This window comes from Streptomyces sp. NPDC002825, from assembly GCF_040295385.1.
Taxonomy (GTDB): domain Bacteria; phylum Actinomycetota; class Actinomycetes; order Streptomycetales; family Streptomycetaceae; genus Streptomyces.
The window spans coordinates 310,162-332,436 of the sequence record NZ_JBEOVH010000002.1 but is presented as its reverse complement, the minus strand read 5'-3'; the positions used below and the strand labels follow the sequence as shown (position 1 = coordinate 332,436).

General features: G+C 72.0%; 17 protein-coding genes and 2 pseudogenes. 8 read left to right on the top strand and 11 right to left on the bottom strand.

Features of this window, described 5'->3' with window-relative positions; all coding sequences use genetic code 11:
- Positions 1–27: 27 nt before the first annotated feature.
- The gene (locus ABT041_RS03940) at positions 28–1,785 is read left to right on the top strand and encodes an alpha/beta hydrolase (protein WP_351178493.1); all 1,758 of its coding nucleotides are present in this window, start codon (positions 28–30) and stop codon (positions 1,783–1,785) included.
- On the opposite strand, the gene ABT041_RS03935 is transcribed toward ABT041_RS03940, so the two are convergent.
- The 3 genes from ABT041_RS03935 to ABT041_RS03925 form a co-directional block, all read right to left on the bottom strand.
- Positions 1,769–3,139, bottom strand: coding sequence for a wax ester/triacylglycerol synthase family O-acyltransferase (locus ABT041_RS03935; RefSeq protein ID WP_351178490.1), 1,371 nt, complete (start codon positions 3,137–3,139; stop codon positions 1,769–1,771). The two genes, ABT041_RS03940 and ABT041_RS03935, sit on opposite strands and share 17 nt — an antisense overlap.
- Positions 3,140–3,269: 130 nt before the next feature.
- Complete coding sequence (locus ABT041_RS03930; protein WP_502976355.1) at positions 3,270–5,357, bottom strand: SpoIIE family protein phosphatase; 2,088 nt, start codon at positions 5,355–5,357, stop codon at positions 3,270–3,272.
- Positions 5,358–5,406: 49 nt separating this feature from the next.
- Entirely contained in the window at positions 5,407–6,570 is a 1,164-nt protein-coding gene (locus ABT041_RS03925; protein WP_351178487.1) for a DUF6777 domain-containing protein, read from the bottom strand.
- A gap of 195 nt (positions 6,571–6,765) precedes the next feature.
- Here ABT041_RS03925 and ABT041_RS03920 point away from each other — a divergent pair, with 195 nt between their 5' ends.
- From ABT041_RS03920 to ABT041_RS03910, 3 genes are read left to right on the top strand one after another with little or no spacing between them, the layout of a single operon-like run.
- Positions 6,766–7,752 (top strand): YndJ family protein, encoded by a 987-nt coding sequence (locus tag ABT041_RS03920; protein WP_502976354.1) that lies wholly within the window; start codon positions 6,766–6,768, stop codon positions 7,750–7,752.
- Positions 7,749–8,297, top strand: coding sequence for a DUF1990 domain-containing protein (locus ABT041_RS03915; RefSeq protein ID WP_351178484.1), 549 nt, complete (start codon positions 7,749–7,751; stop codon positions 8,295–8,297). The genes ABT041_RS03920 and ABT041_RS03915 overlap by 4 nt, the downstream gene beginning before the upstream one ends.
- A gap of 22 nt (positions 8,298–8,319) precedes the next feature.
- On the top strand, positions 8,320–9,747 hold the full coding sequence (locus ABT041_RS03910; protein ID WP_351178481.1) for a lipase maturation factor family protein: 1,428 nt from the start codon (positions 8,320–8,322) through the stop codon (positions 9,745–9,747).
- 81 nt (positions 9,748–9,828) lie between these two features.
- Here the strand turns inward: ABT041_RS03910 and ABT041_RS03905 are convergent, their stop codons facing one another.
- The 3 genes from ABT041_RS03905 to ABT041_RS03895 all read right to left on the bottom strand — a co-directional run bounded on the left by ABT041_RS03905 (position 9,829) and on the right by ABT041_RS03895 (position 12,555).
- Positions 9,829–9,999, bottom strand: coding sequence for a hypothetical protein (locus ABT041_RS03905; protein WP_351178478.1), 171 nt, complete (start codon positions 9,997–9,999; stop codon positions 9,829–9,831).
- Between the two features lie 287 nt (positions 10,000–10,286).
- Positions 10,287–11,771 carry an SDR family NAD(P)-dependent oxidoreductase gene (locus ABT041_RS03900; protein ID WP_351178475.1) on the bottom strand — a complete coding sequence of 495 codons (1,485 nt, stop codon included), beginning with the start codon at positions 11,769–11,771 and terminating at the stop codon, positions 10,287–10,289.
- Positions 11,772–11,832: 61 nt separating this feature from the next.
- On the bottom strand, positions 11,833–12,555 hold the full coding sequence (locus ABT041_RS03895; protein ID WP_351178472.1) for a (2Fe-2S)-binding protein: 723 nt from the start codon (positions 12,553–12,555) through the stop codon (positions 11,833–11,835).
- 232 nt (positions 12,556–12,787) lie between these two features.
- On the opposite strand from ABT041_RS03895, the gene ABT041_RS03890 reads away from it, so the two are divergent.
- A complete protein-coding gene (locus tag ABT041_RS03890; protein WP_351178469.1) occupies positions 12,788–13,777 on the top strand; it encodes a DMT family transporter in 990 nt (329 codons plus the stop codon).
- Here ABT041_RS03890 and ABT041_RS03885 read toward each other — a convergent pair.
- Both ABT041_RS03885 and panD read right to left on the bottom strand, forming a co-directional pair.
- Positions 13,658–15,043: a peptidoglycan DD-metalloendopeptidase family protein gene (locus tag ABT041_RS03885; protein ID WP_351178466.1), complete on the bottom strand. Its 1,386-nt coding sequence runs from the start codon at positions 15,041–15,043 to the stop codon at positions 13,658–13,660. The genes ABT041_RS03890 and ABT041_RS03885 overlap by 120 nt on opposite strands.
- A 471-nt stretch (positions 15,044–15,514) precedes the next feature.
- Complete coding sequence (panD, locus tag ABT041_RS03880) at positions 15,515–15,940, bottom strand: aspartate 1-decarboxylase (protein ID WP_351178463.1); 426 nt, start codon at positions 15,938–15,940, stop codon at positions 15,515–15,517.
- Positions 15,941–16,451: 511 nt separating this feature from the next.
- Between panD and ABT041_RS03875 the strand changes: the two genes are divergently transcribed.
- Positions 16,452–16,703, top strand: coding sequence for a helix-turn-helix domain-containing protein (locus ABT041_RS03875; RefSeq protein ID WP_351178460.1), 252 nt, complete (start codon positions 16,452–16,454; stop codon positions 16,701–16,703).
- Between the two features lie 276 nt (positions 16,704–16,979).
- Here ABT041_RS03875 and ABT041_RS03870 read toward each other — a convergent pair.
- Positions 16,980–17,141, bottom strand: a pseudogene (locus ABT041_RS03870) (SAM-dependent methyltransferase); the annotation flags it as partial.
- 256 nt (positions 17,142–17,397) lie between these two features.
- Positions 17,398–18,204 carry a hypothetical protein gene (locus tag ABT041_RS03865; protein WP_351178457.1) on the bottom strand — a complete coding sequence of 269 codons (807 nt, stop codon included), beginning with the start codon at positions 18,202–18,204 and terminating at the stop codon, positions 17,398–17,400.
- A gap of 243 nt (positions 18,205–18,447) precedes the next feature.
- On the opposite strand from ABT041_RS03865, the pseudogene ABT041_RS03860 reads away from it, so the two are divergent.
- Positions 18,448–19,203 (top strand): annotated as a pseudogene (locus tag ABT041_RS03860) (transposase family protein).
- A gap of 68 nt (positions 19,204–19,271) precedes the next feature.
- On the opposite strand, the gene ABT041_RS03855 reads toward ABT041_RS03860, so the two are convergent.
- On the bottom strand, positions 19,272–19,469 hold the full coding sequence (locus ABT041_RS03855) for a hypothetical protein (protein WP_351178454.1): 198 nt from the start codon (positions 19,467–19,469) through the stop codon (positions 19,272–19,274).
- A gap of 124 nt (positions 19,470–19,593) precedes the next feature.
- Here ABT041_RS03855 and ABT041_RS03850 point away from each other — a divergent pair, with 124 nt between their 5' ends.
- Entirely contained in the window at positions 19,594–22,194 is a 2,601-nt protein-coding gene (locus ABT041_RS03850) for a hypothetical protein (RefSeq protein WP_351178451.1), read from the top strand.
- Positions 22,195–22,275: the final 81 nt, after the last annotated feature.

Here is a 22,275-nt window from a genome sequence, read left to right as displayed (position 1 = left end):
CGGGTCCGACCACTCAGGGGAGTTTCCGTGTTCCGCTCGACCGCCCGCCGCCGGGCCCTCGTCCTCGCCCTCGCCGTCCTCGGCACCACCTCCCTGGCCTCCTGCACGGCCGGGCCCGGCGAGGACGGCAGCCGGCCCCGCGCCTCGGCCTCCCCCGTCGACCCGGCCGCCCGTCCCGAGCTGCGGCGCTTCTACGGCCAGAAGCTCGTCTGGCGGACCTGCGGCGACGTCCAGTGCGCCACGCTCACCGTGCCCAGGGACTACTCCCGCCCCGGCGACGGCAAGACCTTCGTGCTGCCGGTGGCGAAGGCGGCCACCGCGCTCCCGGGCAAGCGCGTCGGCTCGCTCGTCCTCAACCCCGGCGGCCCGGGCGAGCCCGGTGCGAAGCTCGTCCGGGACGGTGTCGCCGACGAGATCGGCCGGGGCGTGCGCGAGCGGTTCGACGTCGTGTCCTTCGACCCGCGCGGGGTCGGCGGGAGCAAGCCGGCCCTGACCTGCCGCACCGACGGGACCGAGGCCGGGGGCGGGACGCCGCTGCATCCCCGCACGGACGCCGAGCGCGCCGAGGTCCTCGCGGGCGCGCGGGCGCAGGCCGCCGCCTGCCGCAAGGCCAGTGGCCCGCTGCTGCCGCACGTGGGGACGGAGGACGCGGCCCGGGACATGGACGTGCTGAGGGCGGCGCTCGGCGAGCGGAGGCTGACGTACGTCGGCTGGTCGTACGGCACGAGCCTGGGCACCTCGTACGCCGAGCAGTTCCCGCGCCGCGTACGGGCGATGGTCCTGGACGGCGCGGTCGACCCGTCCCTGGACTGGCGGCAGCGCGTACTCGGCCAGTCGAAGGGGTTCCGGGACGCGGTCGACACCTACGCCGAGTCCTGCGCCGAGGTGGTCGGCGAGGGCTGCCCCGGCGGGTCGCCCGAGGAGATACGTGCCCTGATCGACCGGCTCCTCGCATCCACGCGGCGCGAGCCGCTGACGGTCGACGGCTCCGAGGACGGTCTCGACACGGCGGGCCTGGTCGACGCGCTCAGCCTGTCGATGTACACGCCGGAGGCGCAGTGGGAGGGCCTTTCGGAGGCGCTGCGCGCGGCGGAGGGCGGGGACGGGACGAAGCTGGCGGCCCTGGCGGCGGGCGAGGAGGAGGCCCCGGACGCGGACGCGGACTCCGACGCCGAAGGGGCCGGGGGCCCGGGCAGCGGCTCGGACTCCGGCTCCGATTCGGACTCGGACTCCGGCTCCGGCTCCGGCTCCGATTCGGACTCCGACTCCGGCTCCGGCTCCGGCTCCGGCTCCGGCTCCGGCTCCGGCTCCGGCTCCGGCTCCGGCTCCGAGGACGGCTCCCCCGCATCCCCCGCCGACGACGTCCCCGAGGACAACAGCGAGGCCGCCCTCATCGCCGTCAACTGCCTCGACGTCCCCCACCCGCGCGACGCGCAGGCCTACTGGGACGCGCTGGCCACCGCCGACGAGGCCGCGGGGGTGTACGGCACGTCCGGGGTGACGAGCGAACTGGTCTGCAAGGACTGGCCGGCCGGCGCCCAGCGGCCGCACCGGGTGCGGGCGGCGGGCGTTCCGCCGGTCCTCGTCGTGGGCACGGAGGGCGATCCGGCAACGCCGTACGACGAGGCGGTGAGCCTGGCGCGCCAGTTCCCCGGCGGCATGCTGCTCTCCTTCGACGCCCCCGGACACACCGGGTACGGCCGTGACGCCTGCGTGAACGAGAAGGTCGAGGCGTACCTGGTCTCGCTCACGAGGGTCCGTCCCGGCACTACGTGCGCGCCGTAGCCTCCGGCGGGTCGAGGAGGTCGAGTTCGGCGGTGAGCGCGGCGGCGAGGGCGGCGAGGTCGGGGACGGCCTCGCCGTCGGCGACGAGGCCGATGTGGACCCGGCCGCCGTACGGGGACATGGCGACGGCGAGGGACTGGCCGCGGGCGAGGGGGGCCATGGGGAAGAGCGCGCGCAGCGGGGCGCCGCCGAGGGAGAGCGCCGAGCGGGGCAGCGGTACCTGGGTGACCAGGAGGTCGAAGAGGAGCCGGGCGGCTCCGGCGGCGAGGGGGGCGCCGAAGCGGTGGGCGAGCGGGTGCAGCTGGTCGGCGAGGAGGGCGACGGCACCCGCTCCCCGGGAGGGTCCGGCGGCCTTGTTGCGGTCCATGGCGTTCCGGACGGCGGCGAGCCGGGCGGCGGGGTCGGGTTCGCTGACGGGCAGGTCGAGGAGGTAGCCGGAGAGGCTGTTCCCGGGTCCGGCGGGGCCGCCGGGGCGGCGGCGGGAGACGGGGACGAGGGCCCGGGGGTCGGCACCGGGCACGGGCAGCTCGCGTCCGTCGAACCAGCGGCGCAGGGCGCCGGCGACGAGGGCGAGGAGGACGTCGTTGGCGGTGCCGCCGGTGGTGCGGCGGATCCGGTGGACGCGGTCGAGGGGCAGGGTGGCGGTGGCGATCCGGCGCGTGCCGCTGGACTCGGCGGCGAGCGGGCCGGTGGGGCGCGGGTCGAGGTGGCCGGCGCGTGCGACGGAGGAGCCGACGACCGAGGCGCCTACCTCGACGGCCCGTCCGAGGTCGCCCAGGCGGTCCCGGGCGATGCCGAGGAGGCGGCCGGGGCCGGGGAGCCAGGAGCGCGGGGGCACGGGGCGGGCGCGGCGGGAGGGCCGTCGCCCGGCGGCGATCTCGTCGAAGATGCCGGCGCCGATGGCGACGGCCCGCATGCCGTCGGCGAGGGCGTGGTGGAGTTTGACGAGGACGGCGAAGGAGCCGTCGGGGGCGCCGCTGAGCAGGTACATCTCCCAGGGCGGCAGGCCGCGGGCGACGGGGCGTTCCATGAGTTCGGCGGCGAGCCGGGCGGTCTCGGCGGGGAAGTCGGTGCCGGGGAGGGTGATCTCGTGGACGTGCCGTCGTACGTCGAAGTCGGGGTCCGCGCTCCAGGCGGCGCCGCCGACGGGGAAGAGGACGTCGCGGACGCGCATCCGGAGCCGGGGGACGGCGGCGGCGCGGCGGGCGAGGAGTCCGAGGAGGTCGGCCGGTTCGCCTCCCGGGGTGGCGGGCGGGGGGCCGAAGTGGGCGAGGGCTCCGAGGTGCAGGGGGTGTTCGGTGGATTCGAGGTGCCAGAAGGCCAGGTCCAGGGGTGCCAGTAGCTCGCTGCTCACAGTGTCCTCTTGTCCGGCGGTGTGCTGCGGTGTTCTACGACGTGTCCTACGCGGGAAGGGTGGCGGACGAAGTCAATCGCGTACCGTCAGTTACGGTCAAGTACGATCAGTTCACGCTCAGTTAACAAGTTCAGCGCTCCACGGTGAACTCGCACCACACGCACTTGCCGCCGCCCCGTGGCTCGACGCCCCACGCGTCGGAGAGCCGGTCGACGAGGAGCAGTCCGCGACCGGACACCCCCGCGTCCCCGGCCTCGCGGCGCCGGGGCAGCGCGCTGGACCGGTCCTCGACCTCCACCCGCAGCCGCCGTGGGGGCCCGGTCAGGATCCGCAGGGTCACGATCGCTCCCCCGTCGGTGTGCATCAGGGCGTTGGTCATCAGCTCGTCGGCGACCAGTTCGATCTCGTCGGCCCGCTCCCCCGCGCCCCAGGCCCGGACGGCGGCCCGGATCATGTGCCGGGCGGAGCTCAGCGCCTCCGGGTCGTTCTGGGCCACGTGCTGCTGGAAGCGGCCGGTGCCCTGCGGTTGGTACGTGCCGTGGCGGCGCAGCAGCAGGATCGCGACGTCGTCCTCGCCGCCCCGGTCGGCGACGACGTCGCACAGGTGGTCGGCGAGGTGCTGCAGGTCGGCGGGGCCGCGCCGGACGAGCGAGGAGAGCCACTGGAGGCCCTCGTCGAGGTCGGCGCCGGGCTTCTCCACGAGGCCGTCGGTGTAGAGCATCAGCGTCTGGCCGGGGTCCAGCTCCAGGGTGGTCACCGGATAGTCGAGGCGGCCGAACTCCGCGGAGAGCCCGAGCGGGAGGCCGCCCACGACCGGGAGTCTGCGGCAGCGGCCGTCGACGTCCCGGATCAGCGGGTCGACATGGCCGGCGCGCACCACCTGGACGACCCCGGTGCCGAGGTCGACCTCCGCGTAGGTGCAGGTGGCGAAGCGTTCGGTGTCGAGTTCGTGGAGGAAGACGGAGGCCCGGGCCATGACGGTGGCCGGGGGGTGGCCCTCGGCGGCGTAGGCGCGCAGCACGATCCGCAGCTGGCCCATGACGGCCGCCGCGTGGGTGTCGTGGCCCTGCACGTCGCCGATGACGCAGCCGACCCGGCCGCCGGGCAGCGCGATGAGGTCGTACCAGTCGCCGCCGATGTCCCGGCCGAGGCGGGCGGATCGGTAGCGGACGGCGGTCTGGGCGCCGGCCACCTCGGGGATCCGGCGCGGCAGCATCGCCTGCTGGAGCCCTTCGGCGAGGTCGTGCTCCTGCTCGTAGAGCATGGCGCGCTGGAGGCTCTGGGCGATGCTGCTGCCGAGGGCGACGAGCAGGGTCCGCTCGTCCTCGCTGAAGCCGGTCCTGTCGCTGTAGAGCAGCCCGAGCGCGCCGATGGGCCGGGCCTGGGCGATGAGCGGCAGATAGGCGGCGGCGGTGATGCCGAGGCCGCTGATGTGCGGCCAGAGCACCGGGTAGGAGTCGGCGAAGTCCCGTGCGGAGTCGATGAACCGCGGGCGCAGGGTCCGGATGACCTCGCTCATCGGGTACGGCTCGTCCACGCGGGTGAACCGGGTGCCCGGCACGAAGGCGCCGTCGGGCCCCTCGGCGACCAGGTGGATGCGCCCGGCTTCGAGGAGGCCCATGACGAGGCTGGCGGCGCCGAAGTGTTCGAGCGCGTGCGAGTCGTTGAGCAGGTCGATGACGTCCTGCACGGTCCGGGCGTAGGCGAGGGCCGCCGTGGTGCCCTCGACGACCCCGGCGCGCTTCCTGCGTCCTTCGTCGAGGCCGAGCCGGGCGGCGGACTCGGTGAGTTCATGGGTGGCGTCGCGCAGGATGCCGATGATGCGGACGGGCCGGCCGGCGTCGTCGCGGTGGACGAGGCCCTGGGTGTGGGTCCACTGGTGGCTGCCGTCGCGGCGGCGGATGCGGAAGTACGCGCCGTACTGCTCGCTGCCGTCCTTGAGCGCCTGGGCGACCAGGGTGTCGAGCCGGCGGCCCTCGTCCGGCAGCACCCGCGAGCTGAGCGTCTCGGGCCGGCCGTCGTACTCGTCGGTGTCCATGTCGAAGACGTCGAGGGCGGCCTCGTCCATGCTCATGGTGCCGGTGAGCAGGTCCCAGTCGAAGCCGCCCATGCGGAAGGCGGAGCCGTAGTCGGCCAGGATCCGTGTGGCCGCCCCCGGCTCCACCGGCGCACGGCCGAGCCGCGCGATCGCCTCCCCGCCCCCGCTGCCCGCGTTCATGGGGCCACGCTAGGCGCAGCCCCGCCCGGGCGCACCAGGAAGATCGGTTTCACCCTTGGAAGGTCTCCGGCCGGTCGGGCACCGGACCGGCCGGGAAGAGCTCGTCGGGCGGCAGTTCGCCGTCGGGGACGGCGGGGGTTTCGGCGAACGGGTCGGGGACGGGCTCGGTGTACGGGTCGGGGTACGGGTCGGGGTACGGGTCCGTGGACGGGTCCGTGGACGGGTCCGGGACCAGCGGCGCCGTCGGATCGGTGCCCGTGCCGCCGGTGCCCGACGGGTCGGGGACGTCGTGGTGCGGGCTCGTGGGGGCGGGCCGGTTCGGGTCCGGGGAGGTGGGCGGCGGCGGCACGGCCGGGGAGGCGGAGTCCGGGGAGGTGGGCCGGCCCGGGGCATTCGGGTCGGGGGTGAGGGCGCAGCTGTCGGGGTCGCAGGCGGGCTCCACGTCGGGCTTCCGGTCCTCGGCCCCGTCGCTGCCGGTCTGCCGCTCGATCCAGGTGTGGTCGGTGGTGTTGACGATGACCAGGCTGGTGACGACGGTGCTGGTGGGTTTGACGGTGATCACGCGGTCGGGGTCGAAGCCGTCCCAGGGCTCGCCCTGGTGGATGCCGCTGCGCTCGGCGGCGGGGCTGCGGAGCGGGTTGCCGCAGGCGCAGCGGACGCGCGGGGCGCCGTACTGGTCGACGAGGACCGACGTACCGGTCTGCAGGACGGCCTGGAAGGCGCGGGGCTTGCCCTCGCGGAAGCCGTGGTCGGTGACGCGGGTGTCGGCGCGCAGGGCGACCGGGGTGAGCCCGCGCAGCCAGTCGGCGACATGGGACTCGGGGATGCCGGCGGCCTCGGCGAAGGCGCGTGACTTGACCTTGTCCGCGGCCAGGAGGGCGACCTGCCGTTCGACGTCGCAGCTGCCGACGGCGCGGGTGCCGCCGTAGAGGCCGGGGGTGGAGCCCGTGACCTCGCGGACCTGCTCGGCGCCGTCGTCCGGCCGCCGGTTCGAGGCGGTGGGCGGCGCGGTGTTGCGGACGGTGGAGGCGGTGAAGGGGTCGGGGCCGTGGGCTCCGAGCGGCTGGAGGAAGACGTCCTCCTGGGCGGGGGCCGCGGCGGGTTCGCCGGCGGCTCCCTCCCAGACGGAGGAGCAGCCCGTGAGCAGCAGGGCCGAGACGAGCGGAGCGGCGGCGAGACCGGTTCGCCGCGTCCGGCGGAGGGATGAGCGCACCTGGTTCTCCCGACTTGTTCTCCCCCGGGCCCGGCGCCCGGTGTGCTGCCAGTCCTTTCATGTCTGTCGCAGCGCGTACCGGCCCGCAAGCGGAGCGCAGCCGACCGGGTCCCTCCACAAGAGACTTGAACACGTTCAAGAGAAGCCCTACTCTCGACCTGTCAGTTGAACGCGTTCAAGTGGGGGTGCTGACCCATGACCGGACTGTCGGTCCTGGTGAATCCGGTCGTGATGATCGGCATGTTCTGGGTCGTACCGACGGGCCTCGCCCTGCTGGACGGCCCCCGGCCACCCTTCTGGGACCCGCTCCGCCGGGCCTGGCCCCTGCTCGCCGTCCCGGGAGCCCTGGCGCTCTGGCTGCCTCGGTCCGGACTCGCCACGGCGCTCGCCGCCGTCTACGCCCTCGCCACCCTGGCACTCGCGCTCCAGGCCCCGGCCCGGCTGATGCTGACCCGCTCACTCCGGCCGAGCGAGATCGCCGTCCTCTCCGCCCTGGTGGCGCCGTCCGTCGCCGGTCTGGCGCTCGTCGCCGAGCGGGCCTCGTACCCGCTGTTCGGCTTCGACCTCGACCTCCTCGCATTGACCGTCCCGCACTTCCACTTCGCGGGCTTCGCCGCCGCCCTGGTCGCCGGACTCGTCAGCCGTACCTCCGACTCTCCCGCCGCCCGCGTGGCCGCGCTCAGCGTCCCCGCCGGCACTCTGCTCGTCCTGCTCGGCTACTTCGTCGACGACTGGGCCGAGCTCGCGGGGGCCGTCGTCCTGACCGCCGGCATGGCCGCGGTCTCCGTGCTGACCCTGCGCGAACGCCGCGAGCTCGCCGCCGATCGCCTCACCCGGGGCCTCCTCGCCGTCTCGGCCCTGGTCCTCGTCGTCACCATGCTGCTCGCGCTCAGCTGGGCGCTCGGCGAGGCGACCGGACTCCCGCACCTCTCCCTGACCTGGACGGCCGCCACCCACGGCCTGGGCAACGCCCTCGGCTTCGCCGTCTGCGCGCTCCTCGCCCGGCGCCGCCTGCGGACCGACCGCACCGGGCGCCGCCTTCGGACCGACCGCACCGGCAGCCGCCCGCCGACCGACGCCGCTCGGGGCTGCCCGCGGACCGACCGCACTGGGCGCCGCCCGCGGACCGACCGCACGACCCCGTCCCTCCCGACCCGCCCGCGAACGGAGCTCCCGGCATGACCCGTCTGCTGAACGGCCTCTCCCGGCCCACCCACCGCCCGAACCTCACCTACCGCGAGGTCGGCGCCACCCGCAGCCCGGAGGCCCTCCCCGAGGGCTACCACCACCTGCGGCACAGCGCGGTCGTCGGCCACGGCAGAACCGCCTTCGAGACCGCCGGGGCCGCCGTCACCACCTGGCGGATGCACCGCGCCTCCGGGGCGGGCGTCCACGCCGACGCCGACCGCGCCGAGCCCGGCGCCCGCCTCGACGTGTCGCTCGGCGCCGGCCCGCTCCGGTTCGGCGTCCCCTGCGAGGTGATATGGACGGCATACGAGGAGGACCGCGCCGGCTTCGCCTACGGCACCCTCACCGGGCACGCGGAGTGCGGCGAGGAGTCCTTCGTCGTCACGCTGGAGCCCGACGGCACGGTCCGCTTCACCGTCACCGCCTTCAGCCGCCCCGCCACCTGGTACACCCGGCTCGCCGGACCCGTGATCCCACGGCTCCAGCACGCCTACGCCCGCCGCCTCGGCCGGACCCTCGCGCGTCTCGTCAGGACGTGATCCCGGGCCGATACTGGTGGTGATGGAGTGGTTCACCGCACCCGAGCTGTGGCTGAGCCGGATCGTCTTCCAGCGGGGCCTCGCCGGGCTGTACTGCGTGGCGTTCCTGTCGGCAGCCCTCCAGTTCCGGGCGCTGATCGGCGAGCGCGGCATGCTCCCCGTACCGGAGTACGTGCGCCGGACCCGCCCGCGCCACACCCCCTCGCTCTTCCACTGGCGCTACTCCGACCGCCTCTTCGCGACCGTCGCCTGGTCCGGCTTCGCCCTCGCGCTCGCGCTCGTCGCGGGCGCCGGGGACGCCGTGCCGCTGCCGGTCTCGATGCTGCTGTGGCTGGTGCTGTGGGGGCTGTACCTGTCCATCGTGAACGTGGGCCAGACCTGGTACTCCTTCGGCTGGGAGTCGCTGCTCCTGGAAACGGGGATCCTCGCCGTCTTCCTCGGCAACGACGACACGGGACCACCCGTCCTGATCCTGTTCCTGCTGCGCTGGCTGCTCTTCCGGGTCGAGTTCGGCGCCGGGCTGATCAAGATCCGCGGCGACCCCTGCTGGCGGAACCTGACCTGCCTCTACCACCACCACGAGACCCAGCCGATGCCCGGCCCGCTGAGCTGGTTCTTCCACCATCTCCCCCGCCCGCTGCACCGGGTGGAGGTGGCTGCCAACCACGTCGTCCAGCTGTTCGTACCGTTCCTGATCTTCGCCCCGCAGCCGGTGGCCACGATCGCGGCCGGACTGATGGTGGCGACCCAGCTGTGGCTGGTGCTCTCCGGCAACTTCGCCTGGCTGAACTGGCTCACGATCGTGCTCGCGCTCTCCGCCGTGGACGCCTCCCCGCTCGTCGGCGACCACCCCCAGCCCGATCCCCCGCTCTGGTACGTGGTCACGGTGGTCTCGGTGACCTTCCTCGTCCTGGTACGGAGCTACCGCCCGGCGCTCAACCTGCTCTCCAAGCACCAGGCGATGAACCGCTCCTACGACCCGTACCACCTGGTCAACAGCTATGGCGCCTTCGGCACCGTCGGCCGGATCCGGGACGAGATCGTCATCGAGGGCACCGACGACGAGGTGCCGCACCGGGACACCGTGTGGCGGGAGTACGGCTTCAGGGGCAAACCCGGCGATCCGCGCCGGCTGCCCCGACAGTTCGCCCCGTACCATCTGCGGCTCGACTGGCTGATGTGGTTCGCCGCGCTCTCCCCGGGGTACGCGCGCGACTGGTTCGGGCCCTTCGTCGAGCGGCTGCTCGAGAACGACCGCGACACCCTGCGGCTGCTCGCCCACAACCCCTTCCCGGACGCGCCGCCCGCCCTCGTCCGCGCCCGGCTCTACCGCTACCGGTACACGACCTGGCGCGAGCTCCGGGAGACCCGGGCCTGGTGGCACCGGACGCTGGTACGGGAGTACATGCCGCCGATCCGGCTGCGCGAACCCAACGACACCTCCCTCTGAACGCGCCGGCGACACCTCCCCGAACACGCCGGTGCCCCCGGACCGCGAACGGCCGGGGGCACCCGGGGTGCAGCGAAGGGATCAGTCGATGCCGGGCAGGATGTGGGGCTCGGCGAGGTCCTCCTCGTAACCCGCGAGCCGGATCGGGGCCGCGTGGGCCCACACCTCGAGGCTGCCCAGCTCGCCGTTGCGGCGGGGCCGCTCGGTGCGTTCGGCCGGTCGCGGTTCCTGCTTCGTCAGTTCGGATGTCACCGCGCACTCCTTTGTGTCGCGTCAATGTGGGACAAGTGCCGGGCGGTCGCGGTGGCGCCGTTTTTGGCGGGACCGCGGCCTTGGTGGCAGGCCTGTCCCGGGAAGATCGTGAGGAATGTGTGTCTCCTCGGTGGCCTTCCGTGTGCCTCACATTAACCAAATGAGCACGCATGCGCTCTACCGGGCTCCAAAGTGTGATGCGATCGAGTGAACGGAGCCGAAAAAGCGCCCCACCAGGCCGGTGGGGCGCTCTTGTCAGGGCCGCGGCACACGCGGTAGCCCGGGGCCTACCAGTTGGCGGGCCGGTAGTCCTTCAGGAAGCAGCCGTACAGGTCCTCGCCCGCCTCGCCGCGCACGACCGGGTCGTACACCCGGGCCGCGCCGTCGACGAGGTCCAGCGGGGCATGGAAACCGGCCTCGGCGAGGCGCAGCTTGTCGTAGTGGGGGCGCTCGTCGGTGATCCAGCCGGTGTCCACCGAGGTCATGAGGATGCCGTCGGTCTCGAACATCTCCTGGCCGCTGGTCCGCGTCACCATGTTCATCGCGGCCTTCGCGGCGTTGGTGTTCGGGTGGCCCGCGCCCTTGTAGCCGCGGCTGAAGACGCCCTCCATCGCCGACACGTTCACGACGTAGGCACGGCCGCTGGCCGCCTTCTTCGCCGCCTCGGCCATCACCGGCCGCAGCTTGCTGATGAGGATGAACGGCGCCGTGTAGTTGCACAGCTGGGTCTCGAGGAGCTCCACCGGGGAGATCTGCTCGATGCTCTGCACCCACGTGTTGGTCTCGACGACGTCGGGCACGAGGCCGCCCGCGTCGATGGCGGTGCCGTCGATGTGCTTGGCGAGGCTCGCGTTGCCGGCGACCAGGGCCAGGTCGGCGACCTGCTGCGCCTCCAGGTCGCGCACGCCGACGGGCAGCTCGGACGAACCGACGAGCTCGCCGACCGCGCCCGAGTTGAACGCGCCGATGACGTGGTGCGCGGGCAGCTCGCCGGCGGGCAGCGGCGCCGCCTCGCCCTCGACGAGCGCGGCGTACGCCGAGGGCAGCCGGCGCACGGTCTGCGTCGCATTGTTGATGAGGATGTCGAGCGGGCCGGCCTCGGTCATCTGGTCGGCGAGCGCCACGGCCTGGGCGGGGTCGCGCAGGTCGATGCCGACGACCTCCAGGCGGTGCATCCAGTCCGCCGAGTCCTCCATCGCCTTGAAGCGGCGGATGGCGTCCTTGGGGAAGCGGGTGGTGATGGTGGTGTGGGCGCCGTCGCGCAGCAGCCGCAGCGCGATGTACATGCCGATCTTGGCGCGGCCGCCGGTGAGCAGCGCGCGCTTCCCGGTGAGGTCGGCGCGGGCCTCCCGCTTGGCCCGGTTCTCCGCCGCGCACTTCTGGCAGAGCTGGTGGTAGAAGTAGTCGACCTCGACGAACCGCGTCTTGCAGACGTAGCAGGACCGCGGGCGCTGGAGTATCCCCGCGATCCGCCCCTCCTCGGTGACCGACGTGGGCAGCAGGCCCTCGGTCTCGTCGTCGATGCGCTGCGCGGAGCCGGTGGCCGTGGCCTCCGTGACCGCCTTGTCGTTGGCGGTCTTCGCGGCCCGGCGCTCCTGGCGGCGGCGCTGCTTCACGGTCCGGTAGATCCCGGCGGTCGCGCGCCGGACGGTGATCGCGTCCGGGTGGTCGACGTCGATCTTGTCGAGCTCGTCGAGGACGCTCAGGCAGACGGCCAGGCGCTCGGGGTCGATGCCCGGCCCGTATTCCTGGGATTCTTCGGTCACCGTCATGGCCTTCGGGTTCCTCGTTCGCTCGTGTCGTCGCCGCTCGCGGGCATTCAAAGACCCAACTTTACGGAGCGGGAGGCCGCGCCTCCAAACCCGTTCGGGGGGCGTGGTCGAAGACACAGTCGCCGCACAGCCCGCCGCCCGGTGCGCGGTAGTAGAGGCAGCAGCTGGTGCGGCGCAGCCGGGGGCCGCGGAGGGTCCCGGCCAGGTCCGGGTGGTCCAGGAGTCCGGAGACAAGGGCGGCGGCGCGCTCGGCCGCCTCCGGCCGCCCGTGGGCGCGCGCCCAGCGGATCAGCTCGCGCAGGGCGCCGGCGAGGGCGGAGCCGGCGTTGCCCCAGAGGAGCCGCGGGGAGATGTTCCCGTCGCGGCGCAAGGCCGCGTGCAGCGGGACGAGATGGGCCTCCTGGACGGCCGCGCGCAGCTCGTCCACGGTCCCGGGGCGGGTCTCGGTCCCGGCCCACCAGAGGTCGTCGGGCGCGGCCGGGACCCCGTCCCAGTACAGCTCGGCGGGGTCCAGGGCCGGGAAGCGGCCGTGGAGCGCGGCCGGGCCGAGGGCGATGGACCAGAGGCGGGCGGCGAGCCCGAGGTGGGCGACGGAGGCGCCGACGCGCCGCTCCGGGGCGCCGATCCGGTCGGCGACGTGGTCCACGCGCGCGGTGAGGGGGCCGTACTCCCCCGCGTACAGGCGGGCGAGCGGGCGGTGCGCGCCGCCGGTCGCGGGGGCGGCGGTCCGCAGGACGAAGAAGCCGCCCGGCGATCCGCCGGCACCGCTCGCGCCGAGATCCATGTCCGTACGCCCCCGCCCCGCCGATCCTGTCGTCCGGATCCACCGTAACTTCTCCGCGGGCTCCCGGAGAGCCGCCCCAGACGGGCCGTAAAGGCCGCTTTGCACCCGTTCCGACCTGCACGGGTGTACATCCCGGGGCGTATGCACGGCCCGTGTACTGCGTCGGCGGTATCCGCGAAGACGTCCCCTGGTACGACGACGCGAACGGCCGGGAAGAGAGATCGTGGAAGGTATGAGTCCACTCATGCTGTCCGTCGCCCTGGCCCTGGCCTCCGCGGTCGCCTACGCGGCCGCGGCGATCGTGCAGGAGCGCGTCGCGGCCTCCGCCGCCGGCCCGCGCTACGCGCCGCTGCGCAGCCCTGCCTGGTGGGTCTCCGTCCTCCTGAACGGCGTCGGCGCGAGCCTGCACGTCGCCGCCCTGGCATACGGACCGCTCAGCCTGGTCCAGCCGCTGGGCGCGCTCACCATCGTCTTCGCGCTGCCCATGGCGGCGCTGTTCGTCGGCCGCAGGGCCGGGCGGCGGGCCTGGCGCGGTGCGCTGATGGCCACGGTCGGCCTCGCCGGGCTGCTGAGCCTCACCACCGGCGCCGAGGCCCGGTCCCTGGCGGACGGGGACCGGTGGCTGCTCGCGGGCGTCACCTTCGGCGCGGTGGCCGCGCTGTTCACGGCCGCGCACCTGGTGGGCCGGTCCGCCCTGCGCAGCGTCGTGCTCGCCGCCGCCGCGGGCGTCTCCTTCGGCATGGCCTCGGTCCTCACGAAGTCGGTGGCCGAGGAGTGGACGCCCGAGGCCCCGCTCGCCGAGTGGACGGGGCTGCTCGTGCTCTCCGCGTTCGCGGTGACCGGTCTGCTGCTCTCCCAGGCCTCCTACCGGGGCGCGGGCCTCGCCGCGCCGCTGGCCACCGTCACGGTGGTGAACCCGGTGGTCGCGGCGGCGGTCGGCGTGACGCTCTTCGGCGAGGGCTTCCGCTACGGCGCGGCGGGCACCGTCGCCGCGCTGATCAGCGGCGCGGTCGCCGCGGGCGGGCTCGTACAGCTCACGCTCGACCGCATGGCGGTCCCGCCGGAGTCGCTGTCGGTGTCATCCGCCCAGGACGGGCGCGCCTCAGACGGAGACTCCGCGCGCCCTGAGGTAGGCCAGGGGGTCGATGTCGGAGCCGTACCCGGGACCCGTCCGAATCTCGAAGTGGAGGTGCGGTCCCGAGCTGTTGCCGGTCGATCCTGAGCGGGCGATGCGCTGACCGGCCTGCACCCGCTGGCCCTCGCGAACGGTGAGGGCGGAGAGGTGCGCGTACTGGCTGTAGCGGCCGTCGTCGTGGCGGATGACGATCTGGTAGCCGTACGCGCCGCCCCAGCCCGCGGAGACGACCCGGCCGCCGGCGACGGCCTTGACCGAGGTGCCGGTGGGCACGGGGAAGTCGACTCCGGTGTGGTAGCCGCTGGACCAGGAGGAGCCCCGGGTGCCGTACCGGGTGCCGATGCCGGCGGAGACGGGCGCGGAGTAGCTGTCGGCGGCCGGCTTGGTGGCGGGCTTGTGGGTGGTCTGGGGCTTCGTGGTGTTGTGGGCCGGCCTGGTGGCGGGCTTGGTGGCCGGCTTCGAGGTGTGCTGGGTGGCGGGCTTCGGGGCCGACTTGGGCGGGGCGGCCTTGGGGGGCGTGGCCTTGGCGGGTCGCGGGACGGCCTTCTGCGCGGTCTTGGGCGCCGCCTTCTGCGCGGTCTTGGGCACCGCCTTCTGAGCGGTCTTCGGCGCGGCTTTCTCCACCGCCTTCTGCGAGGTCTTCTCCGGGGCCTTCTTCGGCGCCGTGATGCGCAGGGTCAGACGCTGGCCCGGCAGGATCAGGTCGGGGTCGTCGCCGACGACCGGCCGGTTGGCCTCGTACAGGCGCTGCCAGCCGCCCTTCACGTGCTCGTCCCGGGCGATCTTCGACAGGGAGTCGCCGGGCGTCACCGTGTACATCTCCCGCACGGTGGGCACGGTCGTCGGGGTCGCGCTCCGCGCGGCCTGCTCGGGCAGGAGGCGCTGCCCCGGCAGCGAGGCGGCGCGGACGGCGTTCCCGCCGCCGGACCGCTCGGCCGCCGTGGCGTGCCGGGGCGTGGCCTCGGCTGTCTCCCCGCCCCGGGCGAGCCCCGCGCGAGGGCCGCAAGAGGGCCAGGCGCCGGGGCCCTGACCCTTGAGGACACGCTCGGCGATCGCGATCTGCTGGTCCTTGGAGGCGAGGTCGGCGCGCGGGGCGTAGTGCGTGCCGCCGTACCGCTCCCAGGTGGACTGGGTGAACTGCAGGCCGCCGAAGTATCCGTTGCCGGTGTTGATGTGCCAGCTGGAAGAGGACTCGCAGGACGCGACCTTCTCCCAGACGTCGAGCGAGGCGGCCTGTGCGGCGCCCGCGCCGATCAGCGGCAGCGCCATGCCGGCGCCTCCCGCCGTGACGGTGAGCGAGGCACGGTTGATCCGGCTCGGCTGGTGGCGGCGGTGACGTCCGCGTACGGCCATGGGCCCCCCTTGAACACAGCAGCAGCCGTCCAAGTTAGGGGTGGTGCACGCTCCGTGACAAGGGGCCTGGCGAAACCTCAAGCCCCTTGTGTCACCTCGGGGTTGGATCCGGTCATCCGCCGGCGGGGCCGGGTTCGGGCTGAGGTTCGGGTTCCGGTACGGGCCCGCCCGGCTGGGGCGCCGGGGTCGGCGAGGGGTCCGGCGGAACCGGCACCGGGTTCGGCGGGGGCACGGGCGGCGGCGGGGGGACCGGCGGCGGGATCGGCGAGGGCGGCAGCGGATCGGGGGAAGGGTGGGTCATGACGGACCTCCCGGTCGACGGAGGCCCCTGGCGCGGGAGCTCCGCGGCGTGGGGCCACAGGGGTTTCACGGGCCCCTTCCAGGGTGGCCCGTGCTCCCCGGCCACGCCCGCCGGACCCCGCCCTTCGGGTCACCCGGCCCCTCACGGGAAGGGCCGGGCGGCCGGGCGGCTCAGACCTGGGCGGGCACGGCGTGCGGGGGGCGCACCGTGTCGCTGCCGGGGACGGGGGCGGAGGCGTCGCCGCCCAGCTCGACGATCCGGTTGTCACCGTCGACGTGTACGACGCGCGGCACGAAGCTCCGCGCCTCCGCGTCGTCCATCTGCGCGTAGCTGATGAGGATCACCAGGTCGCCGGGGTGCACGAGGTGGGCGGCGGCGCCGTTGATCCCGATGACACCGGAGCCGCGCTCACCCTCGATGACATAGGTCTCGAGGCGGGCGCCGTTGTCGATGTCGACGATGTGGACCAGCTCGCCGGGCAACAGGTCGGCGGCCTCCATCAGCTCCGCGTCGACGGTGACCGAACCGACGTAGTGCAGGTCCGCCTGGGTCACGGTGGCGCGATGGATCTTGGACTTGAACATTGTACGCATCATCGAGGTACTCCTGAACATAGGCTCCCTGCCTGCGTTTTTGCAGGTCAAGGGCGGTTTTCCTACCCTACAACGAGTCGCATGTTCGGGCAGCATTCCCCAGGTTTTTCAGGACTCATGCTGACCACTTGCTGACTTTCCTGACGCACCGTCAGGTGACTGCAGGGGGCTTCGCCCGCCCTCCTGGACCCCACCGCGACGACTGCACAAGCCTACGCAGCACCCTCCGAAGGGTGTCCGTGATCACCGTCACTCTGGCGGTCTGGGAGGCAAGCGGCGAGGGCGGTCGCCGGGGATCCGGCTGCCCACAGGCATCCGAGGGACCGAAGTGGCGCGGCAACATAGCCGCGGATCGCCGGTTAGCCAAACCGGCGATCCTCATGACCATGGCTACAGCTCGTCCGGTGACTCTTGGCACAGGGCGGGTGTCAAGGACGTTTGGAATTCGGCCAGAGCAGAGAGCGAGCCAATGCCGCGATCGGGCTCAGGCCAGCCTCAGGGAGCCATCTTGCCCGTGGAACCGCAGTCGCACTTCGACGAGACCCGCACCGATGTGAACTCGTTGGGCAGGCGCCGTAGCGTAGAGCCCGTCCTTATGGACACTGCTGAGGTCGCTGCGATGCTCAACATGTCCACGAGCTGGGTTTACAGGGAGGCATCGAAGCTGGGCTTGAAGGGCTACAAACTCGGACGAGGCAGGAACGCGAAGGTCCTGTACAAGAGGTCCGAGATCTTCAAGTGGCTAGAGCAGCAGAAGATCCATTAGTGAATTTTCCTCGCGAGGTTCCCAGCTGCCAGCACTTCACGAGGTGCCGAACGCTTAAGACGAGGACGCCTCGCTCCTGTCCACCTCAAGGCGAGGAGCAGGACGCTGAGGCGTAGGGCGAGCATTCACCCGTCTGCGCTGGTTCCCCTGGGAGGTATGCGACGACATCCACGAAGCCTTCCGCGCCCTGGGACGCGCACTGAACTGCCGGCGCCCGAACTCCCGATAAGAGTCAAGAGAGGCACGGCCGCCTTAAGGACAGCCCGGTGGCCAGCCTCAGGCCGGTTTGCACCACACGGAGATGTGCTTCGCGGAATCCTGGGTGAACGCAGACCCGTCCCAGTCCGCGACGCGACGTTCCAGCTCGAGCCCGGCGCTCCGCGCCATCAGGTCAAGCTCCGCCGGCCAGGCGTAACGGTGCCGGGAGGCGTCGCGTCGGGAGAGGCGCTGTCGACACACTTACGTTCCCTGCGGCACAGCGTGCACCGCCCACAACTCGTCGGCGACTTCCCACCGGCAGAACCACCCAGTGAGCCTTTTCCAACCTCATACCTGTGCTGCTCATCGGCCTGCTGACAACTGAACGCACCGATCTGTAGCGAGGCCATGACGAGCAGATCCGCAGGCGGTCCTCGAGGCCCCAGAAACTTCGCCGAGCATGGCCAGCGGCGCTGAGAACCGGGTGAGAAAGGGCTCAGCGTTCCGGCAGCTCCCATGAAGCAAACCAGTGGGGGAACGGTCCGGCGGAGGGCGGGAAGCCGAACGGCGGGGTGCGGTCGGTGAGCAGGCGCAGCACGAATTCACCGGTGCCGCAGTCGAAGCGCTGCCACTCACCGCCCACGTACTGCACGAGAACCGGCCAGTCGTCGGGATCGGCCGGTCCGGTCAGCCAGTGGAAGGTCAGCTCCTGCTCGGAGATCCCCCATGTGAGCACGCCGCCGGGCGCGGGGTGGACCGGGTACGGCCGGTACAGGTCGGCGTACCGCGCCATGTCCTGGCCCCAGGAGACCAGATCCGTGCCCAGCGCACCCGGCACCAGCAGGTCCAGGTACTCGTCGAAGCTGCCCCGGCCGAAGGCGTCGACGATGTCCTTGTAGTCACCGGGCAGCGCGGTGCCCAGCGCGGCCTCCGTCGCGGCCCAGTCGACGCCGCACCGATCGGGCTCCGTCCACCCGGTGGCCTCCCGCAGCAACGCCGCCCACCCGACACCGGGCGGACGGGTGAACGCGCGCCGGGCGAGGATCACGACGCGGCGCGGGCCATCGGCGGTGGCCGTCACGCCGTATCCGAACCAGTGCTCGGCCAGCACCCACCCGCGCAGCTCCAGCAGCCCGCCCTCCCCGCCGATGGGGAGCCCACCCTCCCCGCCCACCGGCGGACCGTCGGGCACCCCTGCCGCCGTACCCCCGACGACCCACGCGCGTACGGGCAGACTCGCCCCGTCGATCACGTCCGCAGCGACGCGCTCCAGCTCGGCCAGATCCTCCGCGTCGCTGGGCACACAGACATGCCCTGCCCCATGAGTGGGCAGTGTGCAGTGCAATTCGGGCGCGCGCCAGGCGTCGTTCAGACGGGTGCGCAGAGCTGGGGCGTCCATGCGGCCAAGTGAACAGCACGGCACTGACATTGAGCCTTTTCGACCTGCATCAGCAGTACCCCGATGGGCTGACAACAGGGTAAAACCCCAGGTAGATGGGTTTTCCCACCAAGAGAACCGACTCCACCAGAGGCTTTACGTGCTTGTCTGCCCATCGGGGTCGACGTGTCCAGTTCCGCCCTCCGCTTCCTCACTCAGCAGTTGCGGCGCCACCGCTGCACGATTGGCTCCCGGTGGCGGCTGCTGAGCGCCGGCCGTCAGGCCCTGCTTACCCTCGCCCATCTGCGGGTGTGACACACGTACGCCCAGCTCGCGGCCGGATTCGGTGTCAGCATCACGACGGCCTTCCGCTATGTCTCCGAAGCGGTCGAGCTCCTGGTCGCTCTCGCCCCGAGCTTGGCCGACGCGGTGCGGACCGCTTCGGTGAAGGCGTATCTGATCCTGGACGGCACGCTCCTGCCCATCGACCGCATTGCCGCGGACCGGCCGTTCTACTCCGGGAAACACAAGAAGCACAGGATGAACGTGCAGGTCATCGCCGACCGCTTCGGCCGGCTGCTATGGGCTTCACCGGCCCTGCCCGGAGCCATCCACGACCTCCGGGCGGCCCGCGAACACGGCATCCTCGACGCGCTCGCGGAAGCCGGCATGCGGTACTGGGCCGACAAGGGCTACCGAGGTGCCGGCGGAACGGTCCGCATCCCGTGCTGGGGGCGGTGGGAGAACCTCTCGGCAGGCCAGAAGGCTGCGAACCGGTCGCACGCGAGGATCCTGGCCCTGGTCGAACCCGCCGTCACCGCCCTCAAGTCCTGGAGACTCCTCCGCAAGCTCCGCTGCTCGGCCACGCGCATCACCCGCCTCGTCCAAGCCGTCCTCGCCATTCATCTGACCAGCTCAAACTGAGGTTGGAAAAAGCTCAGTAGCCCGAACATCAGTCCCGGAGTGCTCTCAGCACCTTCGAGATCCCTTCGTCAGGCCAGGAGGGTGGCGATGGCAGCGGTTACGCCGGTGGCGAGGGTGATGACGGCGACGAAGGCGGTGGCGGCTCGGGTGAGGGCTGTGGGGTAGGTAGCGCCGTCCATGCGGGCGAGTTTGCCTGCGGCAGTGGCGGCGAGCAGTGCGACGACGAGGACGAGTGCGATGGCGAGGAGGACAACGGCGACGGTCACGACAAGCTCCTTCTAGACGGTCAGGTACTGACGTGATCGAAGGTCGCGGAGAAGGTGTGCGCCGTGGTTCGCCGGACCGAAGATGTACACCGGCGAACACACCACTGGCTCGGGGGGAAAGCACGTGCACGACGAACAAAGCGGCCAGAGTCAGGCACTTGCACAACTGCGCAGGCGACTGAACGAGGGGATGCTCAAGGCTCGGCTGAATCAGACGGAGGTCGCCAGCCTGGCGGGTCTAGGGCGCACCACCGTGTCGGAGGCACTTTCCCCGGCCAAGCCTGCACCGTCCCCCCGGACGGTGCAGGAGATGGCCCGTGTGTTGAGGCTTCCGGTAAACGAACTCTTGGAGTTGCGGCGTACGGCAGAAGACACGTCGAGCATGACCGTGGGTGACGAGGTGAGGCTGGGCCGCCCGATCGGTCGGTGGGATCCACATGAATTGGAAGTTCACCCCGCCGGCTTCCGTGAGTCCTCCTCGAACCCGAATGCGCCTGCAGCGCGAGTGCTGCCCGGCTATGTGCGCCGCGAGCATGACCGGGTGCTGGATGAAGCGGTGCACGATGCGATGGGGGGCCACAGCCGGATGGTGGTGCTGGTGGGAACCTCGTCGACAGGGAAAACGCGCGCGTGTTGGGAGGCTGTGCAGCCGCTTGAGGAGAAGGGCTGGCGGCTGTGGCACCCCTTCGACCCGACTCGCGCGGAGGCTGCACTGGCGGACTTGTGCAGGGTCGGGCCGCGCACGGTGGTGTGGCTGAACGAGGCCCAGCATTACCTCGGCGATCGGGCGGTTGGCGAACGGATCGCGGCAGCCGTGCACCAGATACTGATCGACGAACAGCGTGGACCCGCCCTGGTGCTGGGCACGCTGTGGCCCGAGTACGCCGCCGAATACACCTCCCTGCCCACACCTGGAAGGGAGGATCCGTACAGCCGGGTACGGGAGCTGCTGGCCGGCCGCACCTTCGCGGTTCCGGATGCCTTCGACAGCACCGCCTTGGCCACAGCCGCCGCGCTGGCCGACCAGGGTGATCGGCTCCTGGCCGACGCCCTCACTCGCGCCCGGGACGGCGGACGGGTCGCCCAGGATCTGTCTGGCGCCCCCGAACTCCTGCGCCGCTATGAGCAAGCCACCCCTGCCGCCCGAGCTCTGCTGGAGGCGGCGATGGACGCTCGCCGCCTCGGTGTGGGACTCCAGCTTCCCCATGCTTTCCTGACCGACGCCGCCCCCGACTATCTCGACCAGAATGACTACGACCAGCTCACCGACGACTGGGCCGAACGCGCCTACGCACAACTCGCGGCACCGGTCCACGGCAAACAAGCCCCCCTGCGCCGCACCGCACCCCGACCTCCACGACGTCCACCCATCCCTCCCAACGACGGTGAGCCCACTACGCCCCCTCTGGGACCGGCATTCCGGCTCGCCGACTACCTCGAACAGCACGGTCGCACCACCCGCCGCCACCTCTGCCCTCCTGACTCCTTCTGGCACGCTGCTCACACCCACCTCACTCACCCCAACGACCTCGGCAGCCTCACTCAAGCCGCTGAGTCCCGGCACCGCCTTCAGTGGGCTCACCACCTCCGCCACCGCGCCGCCGACCACGGCAATAGCAACGCTTTGACCTATCTGGCTGAGAGGAAGGAGGAGGCCGGAAATCGAGAAGCCGCCGAGAGCCTTGCCCGGCGGGCTGCCGCCAGAGGCTCCACCTATGGTCTGACCCGCCTGTCGTGGATGCGGGAGGAAGCTGGGGACTACGACGCTGCCGAGAACCTTCTCCGACAGGCCATCAAGTACGGCAGCATCAGCGCCCTGGCGTATCTGGCTGCAAGGCGGGAGGAGGCAGGGGACAGAGAAGAAGCCGAGGCGCTAGCCCGGCAGGCTGCCGACCGCGGCGACACCTTCGCCCTTTCTCATCTGGCCACGATTCGGGGGCGGGCCGGGAATTGGGAAGCTGCCGAGAGCCTGGCTCGGCAGGCCGCTGCCCAAGGCGACGTCTATGGTCTGACCCGCCTGGCGGGGATGCGGGAGGAGACCGGGAATCTGGACGCTGCCGAAATCCTCCTTGGATTCGCCGCCGACCACGGCAGCACCCATGCGTTGGTCCGCCTGGCTGAGATCCGGGGAAGGGCCGGTAATTGGGCAGCCGCCGAGGATCTTTTCCTACAGGCCGCCGATGGCGGTGACCCGTTCGCCTTGTACGACCTAGCCGTAAAGCGAGAGGAAGCCGGTGATCGGGAAGCTGCCGAGGACCTGGCCCGGCAGGCAGCCGACTGCGGCCACATTCTTGCCTTGTGCCGCCTGGCCGTGAAGCGGGAGGAGGCCGGGGACCGGGAAGCCGCCGAGAATCTTCTGCTACAAGCCGCCGACGGCGGTGATCCCCACGCCCGATATCGCTTGGTCGAGATGCGGGAGAGAGTTGGGGATCGGGAAGGCGCTGAGAGGCTTCTGCTGCAAGCCGCCGACCGAGGTGACGTCTACGCTCTCGCTCACCTGGCCGAGATGCGGGAGAAGGATGGGGATCGGGAAGGGCAGGAGAGCCTTCTCCTGCAAGCCGCCAACCAAGGCGACACCACCGCCGAGCCTGTTCGTCTGCCTTACTTATCGGAAACGCTCAGCAAGCTGTGGCCATACGGTTTGAACGCAGACGGTATGCCAACACCTCCTTGGCAACTCTCGGTGCCCGCTCGGCACCGAGGCGTACCGCCGCCCAACTCGTAGGAATGCCCTAGCTTGCGCCCGAGCGCTCAGACTGGTCTAGGACGGGCTGGGAGAATGCACCGGACGTTCGGGAAACTCCCC

Excerpts from the sequence above, each read along its gene's own strand:
- ABT041_RS03885 (WP_351178466.1), bottom strand. The coding sequence starts at position 15,043 with ATGGCCGTACGCGGACGTCACCGCCGCCACCAGCCGAGCCGGATCAAC.
- ABT041_RS03900 (WP_351178475.1), bottom strand. The coding sequence starts at position 11,771 with ATGACGGTGACCGAAGAATCCCAGGAATACGGGCCGGGCATCGACCCC.
- ABT041_RS03930 (WP_502976355.1), bottom strand. The coding sequence starts at position 5,357 with ATGAACGCGGGCAGCGGGGGCGGGGAGGCGATCGCGCGGCTCGGCCGT.
- ABT041_RS03915 (WP_351178484.1), top strand. The coding sequence starts at position 7,749 with ATGACCCGTCTGCTGAACGGCCTCTCCCGGCCCACCCACCGCCCGAAC.
- ABT041_RS03895 (WP_351178472.1), bottom strand. The coding sequence starts at position 12,555 with ATGGATCTCGGCGCGAGCGGTGCCGGCGGATCGCCGGGCGGCTTCTTC.
- panD (WP_351178463.1), bottom strand. The coding sequence starts at position 15,940 with ATGATGCGTACAATGTTCAAGTCCAAGATCCATCGCGCCACCGTGACC.
- ABT041_RS03890 (WP_351178469.1), top strand. The coding sequence starts at position 12,788 with ATGAGTCCACTCATGCTGTCCGTCGCCCTGGCCCTGGCCTCCGCGGTC.
- ABT041_RS03910 (WP_351178481.1), top strand. The coding sequence starts at position 8,320 with ATGGAGTGGTTCACCGCACCCGAGCTGTGGCTGAGCCGGATCGTCTTC.
- ABT041_RS03920 (WP_502976354.1), top strand. The coding sequence starts at position 6,766 with ATGACCGGACTGTCGGTCCTGGTGAATCCGGTCGTGATGATCGGCATG.